At 66.4% G+C, this 19,543-nt stretch carries 19 protein-coding genes; 5 read left to right on the forward strand and 14 right to left on the reverse strand.

Going from position 1 to position 19,543, the window contains the following annotated elements; all coding sequences use genetic code 11:
* Positions 1 to 90 precede the first annotated feature (90 nt).
* Genes GYH29_RS07000 through GYH29_RS07010 form a run of 3 tightly spaced genes read left to right on the forward strand, consistent with a single transcriptional unit; the run spans position 91 to position 2,217 of the window.
* Positions 91 to 750: a helix-turn-helix domain-containing protein gene (locus GYH29_RS07000; protein ID WP_019100794.1), complete on the forward strand. Its 660-nt coding sequence runs from the start codon at positions 91 to 93 to the stop codon at positions 748 to 750.
* Positions 751 to 754: 4 nt separating this feature from the next.
* Complete coding sequence (locus GYH29_RS07005; RefSeq protein WP_051002582.1) at positions 755 to 1,474, forward strand: VUT family protein; 720 nt, start codon at positions 755 to 757, stop codon at positions 1,472 to 1,474.
* A complete protein-coding gene (locus tag GYH29_RS07010; RefSeq protein WP_019100792.1) occupies positions 1,471 to 2,217 on the forward strand; it encodes a metallophosphoesterase in 747 nt (248 codons plus the stop codon). Before GYH29_RS07005 ends, GYH29_RS07010 begins: the two co-directional genes overlap by 4 nt.
* 18 nt (positions 2,218 to 2,235) lie before the next feature.
* Here GYH29_RS07010 and GYH29_RS07015 read toward each other — a convergent pair whose 3' ends face one another.
* The 7 genes from GYH29_RS07015 to GYH29_RS07045 all read right to left on the reverse strand — a co-directional run bounded on the left by GYH29_RS07015 (position 2,236) and on the right by GYH29_RS07045 (position 8,567).
* Positions 2,236 to 2,778 carry a hypothetical protein gene (locus GYH29_RS07015; protein WP_107731767.1) on the reverse strand — a complete coding sequence of 181 codons (543 nt, stop codon included), beginning with the start codon at positions 2,776 to 2,778 and terminating at the stop codon, positions 2,236 to 2,238.
* 88 nt (positions 2,779 to 2,866) lie between these two features.
* The gene (locus tag GYH29_RS07020; RefSeq protein WP_019100296.1) at positions 2,867 to 3,787 is read right to left on the reverse strand and encodes an AraC family transcriptional regulator; all 921 of its coding nucleotides are present in this window, start codon (positions 3,785 to 3,787) and stop codon (positions 2,867 to 2,869) included.
* A gap of 80 nt (positions 3,788 to 3,867) precedes the next feature.
* Entirely contained in the window at positions 3,868 to 4,377 is a 510-nt protein-coding gene (locus GYH29_RS07025) for a GNAT family N-acetyltransferase (RefSeq protein ID WP_019100297.1), read from the reverse strand.
* Between the two features lies 1 nt (position 4,378).
* Complete coding sequence (locus GYH29_RS07030; protein WP_081575805.1) at positions 4,379 to 4,942, reverse strand: putative glycolipid-binding domain-containing protein; 564 nt, start codon at positions 4,940 to 4,942, stop codon at positions 4,379 to 4,381.
* 123 nt (positions 4,943 to 5,065) lie between these two features.
* Positions 5,066 to 6,256 carry an MFS transporter gene (locus GYH29_RS07035; RefSeq protein WP_019100299.1) on the reverse strand — a complete coding sequence of 397 codons (1,191 nt, stop codon included), beginning with the start codon at positions 6,254 to 6,256 and terminating at the stop codon, positions 5,066 to 5,068.
* 32 nt (positions 6,257 to 6,288) lie between these two features.
* Entirely contained in the window at positions 6,289 to 7,635 is a 1,347-nt protein-coding gene (chrA, locus tag GYH29_RS07040; protein WP_043591655.1) for a chromate efflux transporter, read from the reverse strand.
* Between the two features lie 2 nt (positions 7,636 to 7,637).
* Entirely contained in the window at positions 7,638 to 8,567 is a 930-nt protein-coding gene (locus GYH29_RS07045) for a chromate resistance protein ChrB domain-containing protein (protein WP_198001646.1), read from the reverse strand.
* A 140-nt stretch (positions 8,568 to 8,707) separates the two neighbouring features.
* Between GYH29_RS07045 and GYH29_RS07050 the strand changes: the two genes are divergently transcribed.
* The gene (locus GYH29_RS07050) at positions 8,708 to 9,139 is read left to right on the forward strand and encodes an anti-virulence regulator CigR family protein (RefSeq protein ID WP_019100302.1); all 432 of its coding nucleotides are present in this window, start codon (positions 8,708 to 8,710) and stop codon (positions 9,137 to 9,139) included.
* 10 nt (positions 9,140 to 9,149) lie between these two features.
* Here GYH29_RS07050 and GYH29_RS07055 read toward each other — a convergent pair whose 3' ends face one another.
* On the reverse strand, positions 9,150 to 9,614 hold the full coding sequence (locus GYH29_RS07055; RefSeq protein ID WP_019100303.1) for a GNAT family N-acetyltransferase: 465 nt from the start codon (positions 9,612 to 9,614) through the stop codon (positions 9,150 to 9,152).
* Complete coding sequence (locus tag GYH29_RS25005; RefSeq protein WP_198001647.1) at positions 9,607 to 10,716, reverse strand: methyl-accepting chemotaxis protein; 1,110 nt, start codon at positions 10,714 to 10,716, stop codon at positions 9,607 to 9,609. Before GYH29_RS25005 ends, GYH29_RS07055 begins: the two co-directional genes overlap by 8 nt.
* A 207-nt stretch (positions 10,717 to 10,923) precedes the next feature.
* Here GYH29_RS25005 and GYH29_RS07065 point away from each other — a divergent pair, with 207 nt between their 5' ends.
* The gene (locus tag GYH29_RS07065; RefSeq protein ID WP_019104176.1) at positions 10,924 to 11,712 is read left to right on the forward strand and encodes a DinB family protein; all 789 of its coding nucleotides are present in this window, start codon (positions 10,924 to 10,926) and stop codon (positions 11,710 to 11,712) included.
* A gap of 1 nt (position 11,713) precedes the next feature.
* Here GYH29_RS07065 and GYH29_RS07070 read toward each other — a convergent pair whose 3' ends face one another.
* The 5 genes from GYH29_RS07070 to GYH29_RS07090 all read right to left on the reverse strand — a co-directional run bounded on the left by GYH29_RS07070 (position 11,714) and on the right by GYH29_RS07090 (position 19,276).
* Positions 11,714 to 12,490, reverse strand: a complete 777-nt coding sequence (locus tag GYH29_RS07070) for a substrate-binding periplasmic protein (protein ID WP_161523430.1) — start codon at positions 12,488 to 12,490, stop codon at positions 11,714 to 11,716.
* An 84-nt stretch (positions 12,491 to 12,574) separates the two neighbouring features.
* Positions 12,575 to 15,268 (reverse strand): nitrate reductase, encoded by a 2,694-nt coding sequence (locus tag GYH29_RS07075; RefSeq protein WP_161523431.1) that lies wholly within the window; start codon positions 15,266 to 15,268, stop codon positions 12,575 to 12,577.
* Positions 15,269 to 15,284: 16 nt separating this feature from the next.
* Positions 15,285 to 15,614: a nitrite reductase small subunit NirD gene (nirD, locus tag GYH29_RS07080; RefSeq protein ID WP_019104475.1), complete on the reverse strand. Its 330-nt coding sequence runs from the start codon at positions 15,612 to 15,614 to the stop codon at positions 15,285 to 15,287.
* 7 nt (positions 15,615 to 15,621) lie between these two features.
* Entirely contained in the window at positions 15,622 to 18,054 is a 2,433-nt protein-coding gene (gene nirB / locus GYH29_RS07085) for a nitrite reductase large subunit NirB (RefSeq protein WP_107731774.1), read from the reverse strand.
* A gap of 19 nt (positions 18,055 to 18,073) precedes the next feature.
* Entirely contained in the window at positions 18,074 to 19,276 is a 1,203-nt protein-coding gene (locus GYH29_RS07090) for a nitrate/nitrite transporter (protein ID WP_161523432.1), read from the reverse strand.
* Positions 19,277 to 19,543: the final 267 nt, after the last annotated feature.

A 19,543-nucleotide genomic window follows, 5' to 3' on the forward strand; every position in this document is an offset into this window, starting at 1 on the left:
GTTTGGCGCTTGCGTTTAAAATGGGCGCGCATGTTGGGATATGAAATTAAAAATGGAATCGAAACGGATTCGACTTGCATGGAGGGCTGAATGAGCAGGGCGGTGTGGAAAGAGGAGGCCGAGCATGGCGCTTTGTTGAGCAAGGCGTCGAAAAACCTGACGTGTCTAATGGGGCGCGCCGGCGTAGACGCCGCGCAATTAAGCGAGGCGATAGGCCTGGGCGTGGCGACGATCAACAATATCAAGCGCGGCGTGGGCAACCCCACTTTGCTGACCTTGATGGAGCTGGCCCGGTTTTTCGATGTCAAGTTGAGCGATTTCGTGGAGAGCGATCTGGGAGGCGAAGCCGTCGGCAGCCCTGCGGCCATAGCGGTGCCCTTGATCAAATTCACCGAGTTGACCCTGTTTTTTGACGGGATGATTATCGAGCCGGAACGCTATTTTGTGGATGCCGCCGGCTTTGACGCCGCGGAGGCGTTTGCGGTGTTGTTGAACAATGATTCGCTGTTTCCCAGTTTTTCCCAGGGCAGCGTTTTCATCGTGGCTCGGCAGGAGCGTCCGGCGGACGGCGATGTGGTCTTGGTCAGCATGGCCGGCCAGCAGCCTTGTTTCCGTCGGATATTCATCGACGGCGAGCATTTTCTGTTTTCAAGCATTTCCTTGATGCATGATTTGCAGCCTTTCGTATGCCGGGATTTCAAGGTGCTTGGCGTGGCGGTCAAAGCGATTAAGACTTTTAGCGCGGGATGAAGGTGTGGAACAGTTTAGAGTTTATGGTTTTATCGTGGGTTTGTCGGTAACCATCATGGTGGTGTGCGATTCGCTGGTGTACAAGACGCTGGACATTTACGGCTTGAAAATCACCGCCAGCGGCATCGTGTTTTCGCTTTGTTATCTTTTGTCCACGGTGTCCACCGAGGTGTACGGCTATAAGCTGGGTGGGCGCACGGTGTGGATTTTGGTGGTGTGCCAGACATTTTTCGTTTTGATCATCAATGCCTTCGCCTTGCTGCAGCCGGATAATAACGAGATTTCCAAGCAGTATTACCTGTTGTTCAACGAGTTTTGGCGTGTGATGGTGGGTACTTGGATTTCGGTTCCGGCCTCTTATTTTTGCAATGGGTTTGTCGTGTCGCGGATGAAGGTCTTTTTCGCTGGCCGTTTCTTTTTCATTCGCTACGTCATTGCGTCCATGCTGGCACAGGCGGTGCTGCTGACGACGGCCTATCCCATCAGCCTGTCGTCGCGCTATAGCGGGCAGGAACTGCTCAACATCATCGCCACCACCTGGTCTTACAAAGTGTTCGTTTCCATCGCCTTGCTGCCGGTGGGCTATTACTTGGTGGGGGTGGTGAAGAGGATAGAAAAGACCGATTACTTTGATTGGAGCGTGTCCTACAACCCCTTGGCGGTATTCAAGGAGGACGACGAAGACGTCAAGAGAAACAAATACGCAATGGAGGAGGGACAATGAGAGCCGCGCAGATATCCGACACGCATCTGTTCGCCGAGGCCGGCGGCCAGTTGATGGGCTACGACACTTACCGCGAGTTTGACCGGGTACTGGAGCAATTGGAGCGGCGGCACGCGGCGGAGTTGGACGCGATTCTGGTCACCGGAGACATTTCCCAGGATGAGAGCGCCGCCTCCTACGAGCGTTTTGCGCAGCGGCTGGAGCGGACGGGCCTGCCGGTGTACTGGCTGGCCGGCAACCACGACGCCGCGCCCTTGGCGGCCGAGGTGTTGGGCCGTTACGACTTCATGCGGCCGCTGGAGCATCTGGAAACGGAGGATTGGCTGCTGCTGGCGCTGGATTCGGTGCGGCCGGGCACGGACGACGGACATATCGACGAGCGCGCCGCCGCCGCCTTTCGGCAACGGTTGGCCGGAGCCGAGAGCGCCGGCAAGCGCTGCGCCGTGCTGTTGCATCATCATCCTGCGGCGGTGGGCACGCCGCTATTGGATAGCTGCATGTTGCAAGACACTGAGCGGTTTTGGGAGTTGATGGGGGAGACGCCGCGCTTGCAAGTGCTGCTGTGCGGCCATGCGCATGGGGATTACCGGCTGGAGGCGCGCGGCGTGGCGCTGGAGGTCTGTCCGGCCACCTGTTTCCAGTGGCGCAAGGGCACGGCGGAACTGGACACCGTGGACGCGCGCGGCTACAAGCTGCTGGCGTTCGACGCCGCCGGCTTCCGCAGCCAGACAGTCATGATCTAGCCCGACGCCGCCCGGGCGTCAGCGAGGCCTGGCGCGTCGCAGCGCCAGCACCTTGCCCGCGCTGTCCGCCGCCGGCGTGTCCTGGCGGCGGGCCTCGGCCGCCGCGCGGCTGATGTGGCCGGAGACGGCGCGGCCTTTTTGAAACCCCGTGGCGTAGGCGATCTTACAGACTTCCTGCGGATGCAGGTCCGCGAAATAGTCGATATTCCGGCAGATGCTTTCGCCGGAAAACGTTTCGCTATTGCCGTGCAAATGAATCCGGTATTGATTGCCGCGCAGTTCTTCCTCCACCTTGCAGCGTTTCTCTTCTTCTTTCCTGTTGTTTTCCAAGAGCGCTATTTTTATCAGGTCCCGCGGCCGGATGGCGGACAGAATCTGATTGCTGGCCAGGATGTCGGCGTGGGAAAGCTTGACGAAGTCGTGGCTGCCGTAAAGCTTGAACAGATAGAGATATTCCTTGGAGTTCTTCTTGAGCATTCTGTCGCACAGTACCAATTGGTAGGGCGGATTGAATACGCTGATGATCCATTTTTTTATTCGAGTCAGAAAAAGAGCGCGCATTGTGTATTACCCCTGCATTTAACGCGAGCTAGTTTACCCAAAGCCGGCAAAAGGCGCTTGAGGGAATGTTTTTAGAATATCCTGGTTGTTATTGTTTGAATGTCGGGATGGAATCGATTTTCGGCGCAGGAGTAGGTGTTTGCAGCGGCAAAAACAGATCGCAGACGGCTTCGTTTTCCGCCACGTCCGGGTAGAAGCGGATGCGTTGGAGAAACAGCGGAAAATCGCGCGGAGTTTCGCCGCTGGCGGGCAGCCATTCCACATACAAGCGCCGAGCGACGGTGGCCAGAGCGTCGTCGGAGCCGATGTGGCGCAGCCGGGCGCAGCGTCCGGCTGGAATCTGCGCGGCGCGCACCCCTTGTCGGTTGGCGGCGATGGGGCCGTCGAAAGCGGCGCACAAGCCAAAGCGGTAGTCCGCCGGGGCGCAGTTTTCCGGGTCTTCGTACAGCAGGTTGTAGGTGGCGGCGGCGCTGGGCGGCAGGCGGTTTTCCCGCCGCCAGGCGATGAAGTCGCGCAGGCTGTCGCCCATAAGAGCGGGATCGCCGCGGTGTTCCAGCAGGGCAACCGGGGTGGCGGGGAAGTCCACGATGTCGACGGCGAACGGGATTGGGCGGGATGGCATGGAGAGGCTCCTCAGTTGGAACAGGGCGTGAAAGTGCTGATGCCAAGGCAGCCAGCGAGGCCGCCGTCGAAAGGCCGACGGCGTTTGGCCCGACGCTTGCCGAAAGGCGCGGGCAAAGGCCTCCGGGCTGCGGTAGCCGCTGTCCAGCGCGATATCCAGCACGGAGCAGCGGCGGAAGGCCAGCCGTTCGCCGGCGCGGCGCAGCCGGCATAGCCTCACGTATTGGTGCAGGCTGAGGCCGAAGCGGGCGCGGAACAGGCGGTGGAAATGGAAGCGCGAGCAGGCGGCCACCCGGCTGAGCCGTTCCAGACTCAGGTCGGCGTCCAGATGGGCGTCGATATAGGCTAGCGCTTTGTCCAGGCGCGGGCTGGCGGTGTCGTGCCGCATGGTTTCCTCCTTGGCGCCGCCAGTCTAGCGCCGCCGCGCCGCCGTGCGCCTGACCAATCTTGCGGTGTTGTCGGGCGGATTCAACGCAGCGGCTTGTGCATCGCCACGCGTCGCTTGAGGCCGTGTTCGGCTTCGGTGCGCAATAGGGCCAACAGGAAGGGCGGGCAGTCTGCGTCGTCGAGGGGCTGGAAACCGCGCCTTTGGTAGTAGGGCGCGTTCCAGGCCAGATGCTCGAACGTGGTCAGCGTTAGGCGGCTCAGCCCCTGCCCGCGCGCAATGGTTTCCGCGTGGGCGATGAGCGCCGAACCCAGGCCTTGCCCCTGGCGTCCGGGGTAGACATCCATTTCCTGCAGGTGAAGGCTGTCGTCGCAGCGGCGCGCCAGCAGGAAACCGTGCGCGCCGTCGGCGTCGGCTGCCACCCACAGCAGGCCGGTGGCGTGGGCGGCGGCCAGTTCGTCGCGGGGCAACGCGTCGCCGGCCAGCGCCGGCGGCAGGTCTTGAGGATCGAAGCGGGCGGCGGCGGCGCGTTCGATTTCAGCCAGACGGTCAAAGTCTTCCGGCGCGGCCGGGCGAATGTAAGTCGCGGCCATGTCAGCGCGCCTCCCGCCACAGGCCCTGATACTCGCGCGGCAGCCCGTCCGGGCTGACGCTGAGTTCCGCCTGGAACGCGCCTTGTCGCGATTCGTAGAGGTAGCCGAACTCGGACAGACGGGTGTAGCGCTGCGGCAGCGGGGCCAGGGTCAGCGCCGGGAACCGCAGCCAGGCTGCGCTCAGCTCCAGCGCCGAGCCGATGTCCAGCCGGCCGCGGCGGATGGGCAGCAGATTGGTGGCCGGGGTGAAGGCCAGGTCGATGTCGACGCAGCCGCGCACCTGCGGCTGTTCCGCGCCGTTGAGCCGCCAGTTGCGGTCGGAGTCGCTTTCCAGCAGCAAAGCTATGGTTTCGCCGCCGCGGTAGCCGCTCACCTCGACGCGGCGGGTGCTCCAGTCCGGCGCGCAGTCCACCTGGTATCGCAGCAGGCAGTTGACGCCGTCTTCGACGAAGACGGCGCAGCCGCTAAGGCGCGGGCCAAGTTCGCTGTGTTCTAAGGCGGCGTAATCGTGGCCGGGAGCGTCCAGCCGTTGCCAGACGGTGGAGGAAACAAAGGTGTGGGACATGGCGGTTGCTTGCTGTTTTTATGATGTCGTATTTCACTGCATTGCCCGTGTTCTTGTCCATGGCTGGAGCGGCGCTTGTGTTCGCCTTGTCTCGTCCCCGCTCGGGAGGTTTTGAACAGGTGGCTAGGCGGTTTGACTGGCAAGCCGCCGTTCCCGGCAATGCCATAGCAAAGTGGCCGCCAGGGCCGTGGCGGCCAGAGCGCCGCCGGCGACGAAGGTGCTGGCGCTGCCGTGGCGGTCCCACATCCAGCCAGCCAGCACGCTGGCCAGCAGCAGGCACAGGCCGCTAACCAGGTTGAACAGGCCGAAGGCAGTGCCCTTCATGTCGGCTGGCGTTTCCTCCGCCACCAGCGTGGCCAGCAAGCCTTGGGTGAAGCCCAGGTGAAGACCCCACAGGGCGATGCCGGCCAGGGTGGCGGCGATGGAGCCGGACAGCGCCAGCATGACGTCGGCCAGGATCAGGATCAGCAGGCCGATGGCCAGCAGCATGCTCTTGCTGCAGCGGTCGGCCAGCACGCCCACCGGGTAGGCGGTGAGCGCGTAGACCAGGCTCATCACCACCATGACCAGCGGCAACCAGCTCAGCGGCAGGCCGTGGCGCTGCGCCAGCAGCACCAGAAAAGCCTCGCTGAAACGGGCCAGGGTGAACAGCGCGCCGATGGCGACGATCCACCAGTAGCGGCTGGAGAAGCGACGCAGCAACCCCAGGCGCAGCGGCGAGCGGAAGGGCTTGCGCTCGCCGCCGGCCGGTTCGCGCACGCCGGCGACGATCAGCAGCACGGCCAGCAAGGCCGGAAGGCAAGCCCACCACAATACTTGCTGGATGTTGTCCGCCAGCCAGAACATCAGCGCGATGCCCAGCAGCGGGCCGGCGAAGGCGCCTATGGTGTCCATGGACTGGCGCAGGCCGAAACAGGCTCCGCGGATTTCCGGCGGCGCGACGTCGGCCACCAGCGCGTCGCGCGGCGCGCCACGTATGCCTTTGCCCACGCGGTCCATCAGCCGCGCGGCCAACACGGTTTCGGCGCTGTGCGCCAGCGGGAACAGCGGCTTGCTCAGCGCCGCCAGGCCGTAGCCCAGCAGCAGCAAGCCTTTGCGCCGGCCCCAGTAGTCGCTGATGGCGCCGGAGAACACGCGCAGGATCAGCGCGGTGGATTCCGCCAGGCCTTCGATAATGCCCAGGGTCAGCGCGCTGACGCCCAGGGTGGAGACCAGGAACACCGGCAACAGCGCGTGGATGATCTCGGAGGACATGTCCATGCACAGGCTGACCAGGCCCAGGGCCCAGATGGTGGCGGGGATGCGTGGCTGCATGCGCGCGGCCCTTTCTTGAAGTGGGAGTTCGTTCACGACAGACGCCACAGGCTGAGCAGCAGGCCGGCCAACGCCGCGCCGGCTATCACCGGCATCACTTTGACCTGTCGTTTCAGCAGCGCCCAGGCCGCCAAGGCGGCGATGGCGGAGGCGGCCCAGTCCACGCCTCCGCGCCAGCCCTGCGGCCACAGCACATGCCAGCCGAAGAACAGGGCGAGGTTGGCGATCACGCCGACTACGGCGGCGGTGATGGCGGTCAGCGGCGCGGTTAGGCGGATTTGGCCATGGCTGTGTTCGATCAGCGGGCCGCCGGCCAAGATAAATATGAAGGAGGGCAGGAAGGTGAACCAAGTGACCAGCGCCGCGGCCAGCGCGCCGGCCAGGAACAGGTGGTCCGGGCCCAGCAGCGCCTTGGCGTAGCCGCCGACGAAGCCTACGAAGGCCACCACCATGATCAGCGGCCCCGGCGTGGTCTCGCCCAGCGCCAGGCCGTCCAGCATTTGGCCGGCGCTTAGCCAGCCGTAATGCGCCACCGCGCCCTGATAGACATAGGGCAGCACCGCGTAAGCGCCGCCGAAGGTCAGCAGGGCGGCCTTGGTGAAGAACCAGCCCATCTGGGTGAAGCCGCCGTGCCAGCCGTAGACGGCGGCGAGCAGCGCCATCGGCAAGGACCATAGCAGCAGGCCGGCCAGCGCGGCGCGGCCGAGCCGGAGCCAGGAGAAGCGGGCGTGGGCCGGCGGCGGGGTGTGATCGTCGATCAGCGCTGGGCCGAAATGCGCGTCCGCGCCGCCGTGGCCGCCGGCTTGGAACCATTGCGGCCGCAGCCGGCCGGCCAGAGCGCCGATCAAGGCCGCCGTCAGTACGATCAGCGGGAACGGCGTTTGCCACAGCGCAATGGCGCACAGGGAGGCTAGCGCCACACCCCACAGCCAGGGCCGTTTCAGCGTGCGCGTGCCGATGCGCCAGGCCGCTTGGGCCACGATGGCGACCACCGCGGGCTTGATGCCGTAGAACAGACCGGCGATCCAAGCCAGGTGGCCGTAAGCGACATAAATCCAGGACAGCAGCACCAGCAGGAAAAAGGACGGCAGCACGAACAGCGCACCGGCGGCGACGCCTCCCCAGCCGCGGTGCAGCAACCAGCCGATATAAGTGGCCAGTTGTTGCGCCTCCGGCCCGGGCAGCAGCATGCAGTAATTCAGGGCGTGCAGGAAGCGGCGTTCTGAAATCCAGCGCCGGCGCTCCACCAGTTCCTGATGCATGATGGCGATTTGACCGGCCGGGCCGCCGAAGCTGATCAGGCCGAGCTTGAGCCAAAAGCGGACGGCTTGCCAGAAACCGACGGGGGCGGGAGCGGTTAGGGGGGGCTCGGGCGGCATATTCAGGCTTCCTTGGCGAATTGCTGGTACAGCCCGTCCCAGATGTTTGAGGCGGCGGCCAGCAGTTGATCGTCGTCGCTCAGCGCGGCGCGCAGGCCGGCCAACACGGTTTCCACGCCGCTGGCTTCCGGCGGCGGCGCGCCGCCCACGTCCAGATAATGGACCAGCGCGGCCAGCCTCCGCAGCGGCGGCGAGTCCAACTCGAAACTGGCCAGCAGCACTTCGAAACTGACTTTGTCGCCGATATGAGTGAAAGCGGCCCCGTCGAAGTCGAAGCCCAAGGCGTCCGGCGGACAGTCTCCGGACGCGGCCAGCCACAGAATGCGCGCCTGAGGATCGATGAAGCGGCGAATCAGCCAGGCCGAGGCCAGCCGGTCCACCCAAGGGCGGCGGCGAGTGGCCCAGGTCCGGCCCTGGTGCTCGGCCAGGGCGCGTCGCGGGATACGCATCTCCAGGCTATGCGGCTCGCCCGGCGACAATTGCTGCTGGATGGCGGCTTCCAGTTGTTGCAAGGCCGCCTGCGCCTGTTCTTGGCCGGCGCTGGGGAAGAAGTCGATGGCGGCGATGCCGGCCAGAGCCTTGCCCAGCCGCCGCCATTGTTTCAACCGCTCTGCGGCGTTGTCCGGGTCCAGGCCAAGCAACTGTTCCTGAATGTCCTGTCGCAGCTGCTGATAGTCTGCATCGCGCTGAAACAGCGGCGGAAAATGGCTGCCGTCCAACGGGCGGCAGGTCAGCAAGCGCGCGACGCCGCCGTGTTGCTGGATATCGGAGGCGATGGCCTCGAGCTGTTGCAGGCGGGCGTCGCCGACGGGCAGCAGATAGGCTCCATCGCGCAGCGCGGCGGAGCCGCAAGCTTTCAAGGCGCGCCAGGCGCGCATGCGCGCGGTGGCGTTTTCGGTGGGCAAGGAAGTGATCAGCAGCAGCCAGTCCATGATGTGCTCCATTTTTTTGTAGCGTATTCTACATTTAATGTAGTGATCAATATATTTTTGGTTGGATTGGCTGGGAGGGACAATTTTTGTCCTCGGCTGGTCGATAATGCAAAGCGGACTTTGCGCGACGGGAGACGAAGATGAAGCGATGGAAATCATGGGCGGCGCTGTTGTTGGCGGCGGCGTTGGCCGCGCCGACGCTGGCCAATCCGCCGGAAGGCAAGGGGCATGGCGAGGGACAGGGCAAGCACAAGAATAAAGATCAGGATAGGGCGTCGCCGGCGCGGACGGACAAGGATTTGGTTGCGGCGGGCATCAGCGTCGCCGCGGCGCGGCGCTTGGCGCTAGACTCCGGGGTGACCGGCTATAAGTCGCTGCCGCCCGGCATGCGCAAGCGTCTGGCACGCGGCAAGCCCTTGCCGCCCGGCATCGCCAAGCAGGTATTGCCGGCGCCCTTGCTGAGCCAACTGCCGCGCCACCCCGGCTATGAGTGGCGGGCGGTGGGCGCGGATCTGGTGCTGGTGGCGGCCAGCGGATTGATAGCGGATATCTTGCTGGACGTGCTGCGCTGATTCGGTTGGATCACAAAACTTGGCGGTAGATCACGGCGTCCGCCAGCTCCGCCACCTGATCATACAAGCGGCGCGCGGCGTGATTGTCGCCGGCGGTGCGCCAGTACAGGACCACGGCTCCGTCGGCGCGCGCTCGGTCCGCGGCTGCCCGCAGCAGCGCGCGGGCGACGCCGCTTCCCCTGGCCGCCGGCGTCACGTAGAGGTCTTGCAGATAGGCGGCATCCTGGATCTGGATGGTGCTGCGGTGGTAGAGCAGATGGGCGATGCCCAGCAGCGCGTCGCCGGCGACCGCGGCCAGCCCATGTACCGGTTCCGCCGGCGAGAGCAGGCGGCGCCAGGTTTCCCTCTCCACCTCCTCAGGCAGCGCGGTCGCGCCTTCGCGGCCGTAGAAGGCGTTGTAGCCGCGCCATAACGGCAGCCAATCGGCGTGGTCGCCGGCTTGCAGAGGGCGGATGGCGAACGCGGCCTCAGCCACGGCGCGGCTCCGCGGCGCCGGCGCCGGCCATATGCTCCAGCCCGGCCAACACTTGCAGGCTGGCGGCTTCCATGGCCGCCACCTGTTCCACCGCGGCCCGGCTGTCGCCGTCGGCGTGGGCGCGCAAGGCGTCCAGCGCGGCGGTGTGCACCTTGGCGTGAGGCGCTTCGATTTCACGGAAGCCGGGCAGGTGAGAGAAGCTGGCGCGGCCTTCGCCCTCGTAATACCACTTGCCGAAGCGGCAGTGCTGGTGGGAGCCGAAGTGGCCGATGTCTTCGTCCGACAGGCCGAACATGACTTGGTAGACGCGGAATTTGTAGATCAGGTGGTCCATCTTGGCCAGTTCGCAGAAGCCGCGCAGCGCGGAGGCGGCGATGCTGCCTTCCATGCTGGTGGACATGTCCAGCAACTGCTTCATGGTGCCGGCGGCGGCCTCGCCGTCTTGGCTGAAGCGGGCGGCCTGCTCGGCCAGTTGGCCCATCTGGCTGCGGCTGCCGGCGCTGTCGCCGCGAATCTGCTCCACCAGCTTGGCGATGTCGGCGGTGGCGGTGGCGGTGCGTTCGGCCAGCTTGCGCACTTCGTCGGCCACCACGGCGAAGCCGCGTCCCTGCTCGCCGGCGCGGGCGGCCTCGATGGCGGCGTTCAGCGCCAGCAAGTTGGTTTGGTCGGCGATGTCGCGGATCAATTGCACGATGCCGCCCACCTCTTGGGCGCGCGCGTCCAGTTCCCCCACTTTTTCCGCCGCGCCTTGCGAGGCGCCGGCCAGCTTGGACAGATCGGCGGCGATCTGGTCTATGGATTGGCGGCTATGCAGTGAAATGTCCTGAGCGGCGACGGCGCGGTCTTTCTCCTGGCTCATCACGCTTGAGAGGGTGGCCAGCGATTGCTGGGTGTCGGTCATCGATTGGGCGAAGGCGGAGAGGTTGGCGATCAGCCCGCGAAGTTCCTGGTTCTCGGCCTGGCTGGCCGCCAACTGGCTTTCCGCCTCGTCGACGCGGGCGCGGGTGTGCCGCAGCTCCGTGCGCAGTTGCTCGGCTTCCTGCCTGCATTGCAGCAACTCCGCTTGCTGTCGCGCAGTGTCGGCCTTGTTCCAGAACCCCATTCCTATCTCCTTGTATGCCGGTCGGGACGAACGAACTTGCATGTCGCCGGATGATTTTAAATAAACGTTTAGCATTATCCGAATGCTGTCATGAATCTGCAATCATTTGTCTTTTTTAAATAAGAATTATTATGACAAAAATCAGCCTTGACGATTATTTGTTGGTTTACTAAGGTATCATTTTGATACGTTACAAAAGGGGTGGTTATGCACTCCCGTTTCGACGCCTTTCGCGAGCAGGCGCTGGGCCGCCAGCTGGAGGCCTTGATCGACACGCCGCAACGGTATGTGGAATACGCGGCCTTGTCGCGCGCCGAAGTACCGGCGGTGGCGGCCATCGTCCATGATGTGCGTCAGCTGTTTCCCGAGGTGGAAGCGGACGCCAGCGCGCGCCAGTTCTGCGGCGCGATGGTGGCGGAGGTGATGCGCCGCCATCATCACGAGGTGTTGCGTCCGCGCGGCCGGGTGCCGGGCGGCTATTTCACTTATGGAGTGGTGTGGACGCCGACGCCGCAACAGTTGGACTGGGCGCAGCGGCTGGAGGCTTTGCGGGGGATGCCGGCGCAATTAGCGGCGGCGCTGCGCGCGATTCCGGCCGTGGATTGGCGGCGGCGGCCGGACGGCATCGATTTCGCCGCGGTTGAACATGCTTGCCATCTGCGCGATCTGGACCGGATTTATTGCCAACGGGTGGCGCGGGTATTGGCAGAAGAGATGCCGGAGATCGCTTCGGTGGACGGCAACGAGATGTCGCTAGAACTGGCTTATCTGGAGCAGGACGGGTCAGCGGCGCTGGATGATTTTGTGGCCGGGCGGCGGCATTTGCTCGCCGCCTTGGCCGGCGCGGAGCCGGCTCAGCGCGGGCGGCTTTGCCTGTTCGGCGGCGAGCGGCGGATGAGCCTGGAGGATCTGGTCGAGGACATGCTGCAACACGACCGCGCCCACTTGCTGGAGGTGGAGGAGTTGACGGCGGAGTTGCGGGATTTGTCGGTCTGACTCAGGGCTGCCGGTACCAGGGCTGGCGCAGCAGTGTGGGCAGCAGGCTCTCGCGCAGTGTGCCGATCTGCTGCCATAGGCAGCGCGCCAATGCAGGGTTGTCCCGGTGCCAGCGTTTGCCGAACACCAGGTAGTAGTCCTTGCGCGACAGCGGCGGCTGCAAACGGACGATGCCGGCCTGCGGGTGGTCTTCCAGATAGCGGTCGCCGATATGGTTTTGCGTGGCGTAGGCGGCGATGTGGCGAGCCTTCAACTTGCGGAAGTTCATCTCGGTGTCTTTGGCGGTCTCCACCTTGGCGCCCTTGGCGCGTAGATCGTCGGCGATGGACCAGCCTGCGTTGACGCCGATGGCGCCCAGCGCCGGCAGGTTTTTACCGTTCCAGGCCGGCGGAGCGTTTTTCAGCGCGTACAAGGAGTAGGCCAGCGTGGTCAGCCGGTAGCGCGGGTCCGGTTCGTCGCCCTGCATCGGGTAGTTAAAATAGGCTTCGCGTTCTTTATTGTGGGAAAACATGAAGGCGGCGTCGTGCTGATCGTGCTGCATCTCGGTGAGCAGGCGCTTGCCCGGCAGCCGCGACAGCTTAAGCGCGATCCGGCAGCCCTTAGCCGCCGCCTGCGCCATTTCCACCACCGCGCCGGGGTGGGGCGGCATCTGATCGCCTTCGCCGCTCATATAGGGGTCCGAGGCCACCGCGCCGTAGACCATGTCCAGCGTCGCCGTCGCCGTCGCCGTCGCTGTCTGCGCGGCCAGCGCAGCAAGTAGTAGTCCTATCTGTTTCAAGCCCAATCCACGCATCCATCGCTATCGCCTGCGCAGAGGGTAACAGCGCCGGACTTCCTTAGCATAGAGTTCTGCGCCGGGGTTTCAATATTCCCGTTCTGTCTGTCGCGTCAGCATCCGTTTCAGCTCCGGCAGACAGGAGCCGCAAACGCCGCCGCAGCCCAGTCGCGCCTTGAGTCCGGCCAGGTCCGCGCCGGCGGCGATGGCGGTCTGGATGCGCTCGGCGTCCACGTGCAGGCAGTTGCAGACGATGCGCGCGGCGGCGGGAGCGCTTGCGGCGCCGGGGACCAGCGCGCTGAGCCGGTTGCCGGACCAAGGCTGGCCGCTTTGCATCGCGGCCAACAGCCGCGCGCCGTCGTCCTGGCCGCCGGCGAAGACGAAGGCCCAGGGCGCGTCGTCGCGCCAGGCGATGCGTTGTTCCAGCCCGCGGCGCGCGTCGCTGAAGGTTTGCAATTGCGGGCCGCCGTCCAGATCCAGCAACCGAGTCAGCTCGCTTAGCCAGTCCGGCCGCGCTTGGGCGTGGGCGGCGTTCAAGACCAGGATGTCCGGCGGCCGCAGGCTGAGCGCGGCATAGCCGCAGCCGGCCAGCAAGGGCTGCAGCCGGGCACGCAGCGCCGGCAGGTCCGGGTGGCGGCTGGCGGCGCGCACCCGCCACGGCAGTTCGGCGCGCTCCACCCGTACCGCGGCGTGCTTGAGTTCGGGCTGGAAGGATTGCGCGTCCACCGCCGGTGAACAGGCCTGGTTGACGCCGCCGCTGTTCAGGTGCTGACCGCTCCAGTGCATGGCGGCGAACACGCAGCCGCCGGGCAAGTCCTCGCTGAGCGCCAGCGGCAGCACCAGGCTGCCGCGCCGGCTTTCCACGCTGACCAGTTCACCGGCCTTGAGGCCGCGACGGGCGGCGTCGGCCGGGTGCATGTCCAGCGTGGGTTCCGGCGCGTGGGAGAACAGGCGCGCCACCCTGCCGCTGCGGCTCATGCCGTGCCATTGGTCGCGCAGCCGGCCGGTGAGCAGGCGGAAGGGGTAGCGGGCGTTGACCGCGTCAGCCGGCGGACGATAGGGCGTGACGTGGAACTGCGCGCGGCCGTTGGCGGTGGGAAAGCGGCCGTCTTCGTAACGCCGTGCCTGGCCGGCGGCGGCGCCGGCCGGGTATGGCCATTGTTGCGGGCCGTCCCGCTCCAGCCGCGCGTGGCTGAGGCCGCTGATGTCCAGATCGCGGCCGGCGGTCAGCGCCGCGTGTTCGGCGAACACCGCGGCCGGCTCGCTGTTTTGGAACAGGCTGGGCGCGTCCGGGTACAGCAGCCGTTCCAGCCGGCGGCCCACTTCTGCGGCGATCCAGCCGTCGGCGCGCGCCTCGCCCGGCGGCGGCACGGCGGCGCGCACTCGGCTGACGCGGCGTTCGGAATTGGTGACCGCGCCTTCTTTTTCGCCCCAACTGGCGGCAGGCAGCAGCGCGTCGGCGCAGGCGGCGGTGTCGGTGTCGGCGTAGGCGTCTTGAACGATGACGAATTCGGCCTGAGCCAGCGCCTGGCGCGCCTGTTCCAGGTCCGGCAGCGAGTGGGCGGGATTGGTGCAGACTATCCACACCGCCTTGACCCGGCCGGCCTTGAGCGCGTCGAACAGCGCGATGGCCGGCAGGCCGGGGCGGTTGGAGAGCCGCTCCGGCGGTACGCCCCAGTGGGCGGCCACTTCGGCGCGGTGTCGCGGGTTGGAGATGTCGCGGTGGGCGGCCAGCATGGTGGCCATGCCGCCCACTTCGCGGCCGCCCATGGCGTTGGGCTGGCCGGTTAGCGAGAAGGGGCCGGCGCCGGGGCGGCCGATCTGGCCGGCGGCCAGGTGCAGATTGATCAGCGCCAGGTTTTTGGCGGTGCCGTGGCGGGACTGGTTCAGGCCCATGCAGTACAGCGACAGGCTGGCCGGGCTGCGGCTGAACCATTCGGCGGCGGTGGTCAGCTCGGCCTCTGCGATGCCGCACAGGCCGGCGGCCTGGCGCGGCGAGTAGTCGCGCAGCAGGCGCTTGAGCGCGTCGAAGCCTTCGGTGTGGGCGGCGATGTAGCGCTCGTCGATCAGCCCTTCCCAGATCAGGTGGTGCAGCATGCCGTTGAATAGCGCCACATCGCTGCCCGGCTGGATCTGCAGATGCAGGTCCGCCAGCGCGGCGGTGTCGGTGCGGCGCGGGTCGACCACGATCCACTTGGTGTCCGGCCGAGCCGCTTTGGCCGCTTCCAGCCGGCGGAACAGCACCGGATGGGCGTAGGCCGTATTGCTGCCGGCCAGCAGCACGCAGTCGGCCAGGTCCAGATCCTGGTAGCAGGTGGGCGGGCCGTCGGCGCCCAGCGCCAGCTTGTAGCCGCTGACGGCGCTGGACATGCACAGTCGGGAGTTGGTGTCGATGTTGTTGGTGCCGATCAAGCCCTTGGCCAGCTTGTTGAATAGATAGTAGTCCTCGGTCAGCAACTGGCCGGAGGCGTAGACCGCCACCGCGTCCGGACCATGGCGGCGGATGACGCCGGCCAGCCGTTCGGCCACGGTGTCCAGCGCGCTGTCCCAGTCCACGCGCCGGCGCGCGGCGTCGCGGGTCAGCCGCAGTTCTGGGTGCAGCGCTCGGCCGGACAGGCTGGCGCAGCTGTCCGCCAGCGCCAGGCCCTTGGTGCAAAGCCGGCCGTGGTTGGCGGGGTGGGCCGGATCGCCTTCCACGCCGGTGACGCGCGCGCCGTCGCTGTGGATCAGCACGCCGCAGCCGACGCCGCAGTAACAGCAGGTGGAGGGGGTGGTGGTCATGGCGCGGTCCCCGGGTTCACAGTTGCAGGTAGACGTCGCCGTCGCGCAGGCTGACCGGAAAGCGTCGCGCGCAGCCGCGGTCAGGCGCTTGGGCCTCGCCGTCGTCCAGATTGAGGGTCCAGCCGTGCAGCGGGCAGGTGACCGCCGCGCCGTGCACCAGGCCCTGGCTCAGTGGGCCGCCCTTGTGCGGGCAGCGGTCCAAGAGCGCGAACACTTGTTGCGGCTGCGGCCGGAACAGGGCGATGTCGCCGCCGTCGCGCGCCAGCACGCGGCTGCCCAGCAAAGGGATGTCGTCCAGCGCGCACACGCGCAGCCAGCGGGAGGAAGGGGGCAGGGTGGGTTCCATGGCGGCCTCAGGCGATGACTTTCAAGGGGATGAATTCCTGGCGTTGCGCGCCGGCGATGCGGGCGGCCCAGGGGTCGGGCAGGCCCTCCAGCGCGAACAGCAGCCGTTGGTACAAGGCTTGGCGGTTGGCGGCGTCGTCCACCACCCGGGCCTTGACGTAGTCCAGGCCGACGCGGGCGATGTAGCGGACGGTGCGGTCCAGATAATAACCCTCCTCGCGGTAGAGTTGCAGGAAGGCGCCGCTGTATTCCTTCACTTCCTCGGCGGTTTTCACTTTGCACAGGAATTGCGCCACCTCGGTCTTGATGCCGCCGTTGCCGCCCACGTACAGTTCCCAGCCGGAGTCCACCGCGATCACGCCCACGTCCTTGATGCCGGCTTCTGCGCAATTGCGCGGGCAGCCGGACACCGCCAGCTTGACCTTGTGCGGCGCCCACATATTGGCCAGCATGGTTTCCAGGTCTATGCCCATCTGGGTGCTGTTCTGGGTGCCGAAGCGGCAGAACTCGCTGCCGACGCAGGTTTTCACGGTGCGGATGGATTTGCCGTAGGCGTGGCCGGACTGCATGCCCAGGTCTTTCCAGACCTCGATCAGGTCTTCCTTGCGTATGCCCAGCAGGTCGATGCGCTGGCCGCCGGTGACCTTGAGCATCGGCACCTGGTATTTGTCGGCCACGTCGGCGATGCGGCGCAGCTCGGCGGCGTTGGTGACGCCGCCCTTCATTTGCGGGATCACCGAGAAGGTGCCGTCCTTCTGGATGTTGGCGTGCACCCGTTCGTTGACGAAGCGGCTTTGCGGATCGTCCACCGCCTCGCGCGGCCAGGTGGACAGCAGGTAGTAGTTGATGGCCGGCCGGCAACTGGCGCAGCCGTTGGGCGTGCGCCATTCCAGGAAGTGGTAGACCGCGGCGTGATCCAGCAGGTGGTGGTCGCGGATGGCCTTGCGCACCTCGGCGTGGCTGTGATCGGTGCAGCCGCAGACGGCCTTGGTCTTGGGCGCTTCTTGGAAGCTCGCACCCACCGTGTTCATCAGGATCTGCTCTACCAGGCCGCTGCAGGAGCCGCAGGAGCTGCCGGCCTTGGTGCATTGTTTGACTTCGTCCAGGGTGAACAGGCCGTTTTCCTTGATCGCCTTGACGATGGCGCCTTTGCTGACGCCGTTGCAGCCGCAGACTTCGTCGCTGTCCTGCATGCCGGCGGCGCGGCTCTGGCCTTGCACGCCTACGTCGCCGATGGCGGTTTCGCCGAAGATCAGCCGCTCGCGCAGATCGCCTATCGCGCGCTGTTCGCGCAGCAGCTTGAAGTACCAGGCGCCGTCGGCGGTGTCGCCGTACAGGCAGACGCCGATCAGTTTGTCCTCGCGCAGCACCAGTTTCTTGTACAGGCCGCCGGCCGGGTCCGACAGTACGATCTCGTCGCAGCCGTCCCCGCCGATGAAGTCGCCGGCGGAGAACAGGTCGATGCCGGTGACCTTGAGCTTGGTGGCCATCACCGAACCCTGGTAGCGGCTGCTGCCCAGCTGGGCCAGATGGTTAGCGCAGACCTTGGCCTGTTCGAACAGCGGCGCCACCAGGCCGTAGCAGACGCCGCGGTGGCTGACGCATTCGCCCACCGCGTAGATGCGCGGGTCGAAGGTCTGCAGCGCGTCGCTGACCACCACGCCGCGTTCGCAGTGTAGGCCGGCGCCGGCGGCCAGCGCGATATTGGGGCGGATGCCCACCGCCATCACCACCAGTTTGGCTTCCAGGGTTTCGCCGTCGGAGAGCTTCGCCGCCGCCACCGCGCCGCGCCCGTCGTCCAGCAGCGCCGCGGTCTGGCGGCCCAGCAGGATGCGCAGGCCGCGCGTCTCCAACGAGGCCTGCAGCAACTGAGCGGCCGCGGGGTCCAGTTGCCGCTCCAGCAGCCAGTCCGCCAGATGGACCACGGTGACATCCATGCCGCGCTGCTTCAGGCCGTAGGCGGCTTCCAGGCCCAGCAGGCCGCCGCCTATCACCACGGCCCGGCCGCCGTCGGCGCTGGCCGCCAGCATGGCCTCGGTGTCGCGGATGTCGCGGTAGCCGATGACGCCGGCCAGCTCGCCCCCGGGCAGCGGCAGCATCACCGGCAGCGAACCGGTGGCCAGCAGCAGACGGTCGTAGTGGGCGACGCCGCCGTCGTCGGCGCGCACCAGACGACGCGCGCGGTCCAGCTCCACCACGGTCTTGCCGGTGTGCAGGGCAATGCCGCGCTCGGCGTACCAGCTACGCGGATTGAGCACGATGTCGTCGAAGGTCTGCTCGCCAGCCAGCACCGGCGACAGCTGGATGCGGTTGTAATTGGGGTGCGGCTCGGCGCCGAACACGGTGATGTCGTAGAGGTCCGGCGCCAGCGTCAGCAGTTCTTCCACCGTGCGGATGCCGGCCATGCCATTGCCGACCACCACCAGTTTGGGTTTGTTCATGATGGGTGTCCTCGCGGTTTCAGAGTCGGGCGCTGGCGAGAGACCAGCCGGCGCGCCAGCGTTGGCGCAGCCCGGCCAGGCCGGCCCAGCCCGCCAGCGCCAGCGCGGCGTACAGCCACAGTCCGATGGCGTAGCCGCCGCTGGCCTGCTTGATCACGCCCAGGCCGGCCGTCAGCAGGAAGCCGCCGACGCCGCCGGCCATGCCGATCAGGCCGGTGACCGCGCCGATTTCGTCGCCGAAGCGCTGCGGCACCAGCTGGAACACCGCGCCGTTGCCGGCGCCCAGGCAGAGCATGGCCAGCACGAACAGCAGCAGCGCGCCGCCGGCGCCGCCGGGCTCAAGGCCGGCTGCGAACAACAGCGCCGCCACCGCCAGATAGACGGCCAGCAGCGAGCGGGTGCCGCCTACGCGGTCCGCCAGCACGCCGCCCAGCGGTCGCATCATCGAGCCGGCGAACACGCAGGCGGCGGTGTAGAGGCCGGCGGTCTTGGCGTCGAAGCCGAACTGGTCGTGGAAATAGCCGGGCAGCGCGCTGGCGAAGCCGGCGAAACCGCCGAAGGTGATGGCGTAGAACAGCATCAGCCACCAGGCGTCGCGCTGCCCCAGCACCGCCAGGTAATCCGCCCAGCGTTTGGGCGGCGGCGAGCCGGGAGCGTCCTTGGCCATCCGGGCGAACAGCAGCAGAACCAGCAGCAAGGGCAGGCAGGCGAGGCCGAACACGTTCTGCCAGCCAAAGTGCAGCGCCAACGCCGGCGCGAACAGCGCCGCCAGCACGGTGCCGGAATTGCCGGCGCCGGCGATGCCCAGCGCCGTGCCCTGATGGGCCGGCGGATACCAGCGCGAGGCCAGCGGCAGCGCCACGGCGAAGGAGGCGCCGGCCACGCCCAGGAACAGGCCCAGCAGCAGCGCGCCGCCCAGGCTGGAGAGGCCGACGCGCCAGGCGGCCAGCAGGGCGGCTATGACGATGATCTGAGCGATCAGTCCGGTGCGCTTGGCGCCGATGCGGTCCGCCAGCATGCCGACGGCCAGCCGCAGCAGCGCGCCGGCCAGAATGGGGGTGGCCACCATCAGCGCGCGTTCGCGAGTGTCCAGGCCCAGCGCCGCGGCGATGGGCACCTGCAACGGGCCCAGCAGGTACCAGACCATGAAGCTGAGGTCGAAATAGAGAAAGGTGGACAGCAAGGTGGGCTTGTGCCCGCTGTGCCAGAAAGAACGGTCCATGCGAAACTCCTGTGCCGCGAGCGGCCGGGGGCCGGCCAAAATAAAAACGGCGTTCGCTCCTCGGTGATAGCAGGAGCGGACGCCGTTGTCCGTTGCCGTCCCGGCCGCCATTGGCCGGACAAGCATTTGGGGTGGGCACGGCACGTCTTTGTGCCAGGCCCGGCTTGACTTATGCAAACGCCGTGCCAGCCATGGGGTGGAGGAAAGCCTGGCTTTATCTAGGCTTGCGGTGGAAAAAGCGCACCGCGCTGGTGCGAAAAGAGCCAG

The sequence above is a fragment of the Chromobacterium haemolyticum genome, assembly GCF_009936155.1.
GTDB lineage: Bacteria > Pseudomonadota > Gammaproteobacteria > Burkholderiales > Chromobacteriaceae > Chromobacterium > Chromobacterium haemolyticum.

Excerpts from the sequence above, each read along its gene's own strand:
- GYH29_RS07000 (WP_019100794.1), top strand. The coding sequence starts at position 91 with ATGAGCAGGGCGGTGTGGAAAGAGGAGGCCGAGCATGGCGCTTTGTTG.
- GYH29_RS07010 (WP_019100792.1), top strand. The coding sequence starts at position 1,471 with ATGAGAGCCGCGCAGATATCCGACACGCATCTGTTCGCCGAGGCCGGC.
- GYH29_RS07015 (WP_107731767.1), bottom strand. The coding sequence starts at position 2,778 with ATGCGCGCTCTTTTTCTGACTCGAATAAAAAAATGGATCATCAGCGTA.
- GYH29_RS07020 (WP_019100296.1), bottom strand. The coding sequence starts at position 3,787 with ATGCGGCACGACACCGCCAGCCCGCGCCTGGACAAAGCGCTAGCCTAT.
- GYH29_RS07025 (WP_019100297.1), bottom strand. The coding sequence starts at position 4,377 with ATGGCCGCGACTTACATTCGCCCGGCCGCGCCGGAAGACTTTGACCGT.
- GYH29_RS07030 (WP_081575805.1), bottom strand. The coding sequence starts at position 4,942 with ATGTCCCACACCTTTGTTTCCTCCACCGTCTGGCAACGGCTGGACGCT.
- GYH29_RS07035 (WP_019100299.1), bottom strand. The coding sequence starts at position 6,256 with ATGCAGCCACGCATCCCCGCCACCATCTGGGCCCTGGGCCTGGTCAGC.
- chrA (WP_043591655.1), bottom strand. The coding sequence starts at position 7,635 with ATGCCGCCCGAGCCCCCCCTAACCGCTCCCGCCCCCGTCGGTTTCTGG.
- GYH29_RS07045 (WP_198001646.1), bottom strand. The coding sequence starts at position 8,567 with ATGGACTGGCTGCTGCTGATCACTTCCTTGCCCACCGAAAACGCCACC.
- GYH29_RS07050 (WP_019100302.1), top strand. The coding sequence starts at position 8,708 with ATGAAGCGATGGAAATCATGGGCGGCGCTGTTGTTGGCGGCGGCGTTG.
- GYH29_RS25005 (WP_198001647.1), bottom strand. The coding sequence starts at position 10,716 with ATGGGGTTCTGGAACAAGGCCGACACTGCGCGACAGCAAGCGGAGTTG.
- GYH29_RS07065 (WP_019104176.1), top strand. The coding sequence starts at position 10,924 with ATGCACTCCCGTTTCGACGCCTTTCGCGAGCAGGCGCTGGGCCGCCAG.
- GYH29_RS07075 (WP_161523431.1), bottom strand. The coding sequence starts at position 15,268 with ATGACCACCACCCCCTCCACCTGCTGTTACTGCGGCGTCGGCTGCGGC.
- nirD (WP_019104475.1), bottom strand. The coding sequence starts at position 15,614 with ATGGAACCCACCCTGCCCCCTTCCTCCCGCTGGCTGCGCGTGTGCGCG.
- nirB (WP_107731774.1), bottom strand. The coding sequence starts at position 18,054 with ATGAACAAACCCAAACTGGTGGTGGTCGGCAATGGCATGGCCGGCATC.
- GYH29_RS07090 (WP_161523432.1), bottom strand. The coding sequence starts at position 19,276 with ATGGACCGTTCTTTCTGGCACAGCGGGCACAAGCCCACCTTGCTGTCC.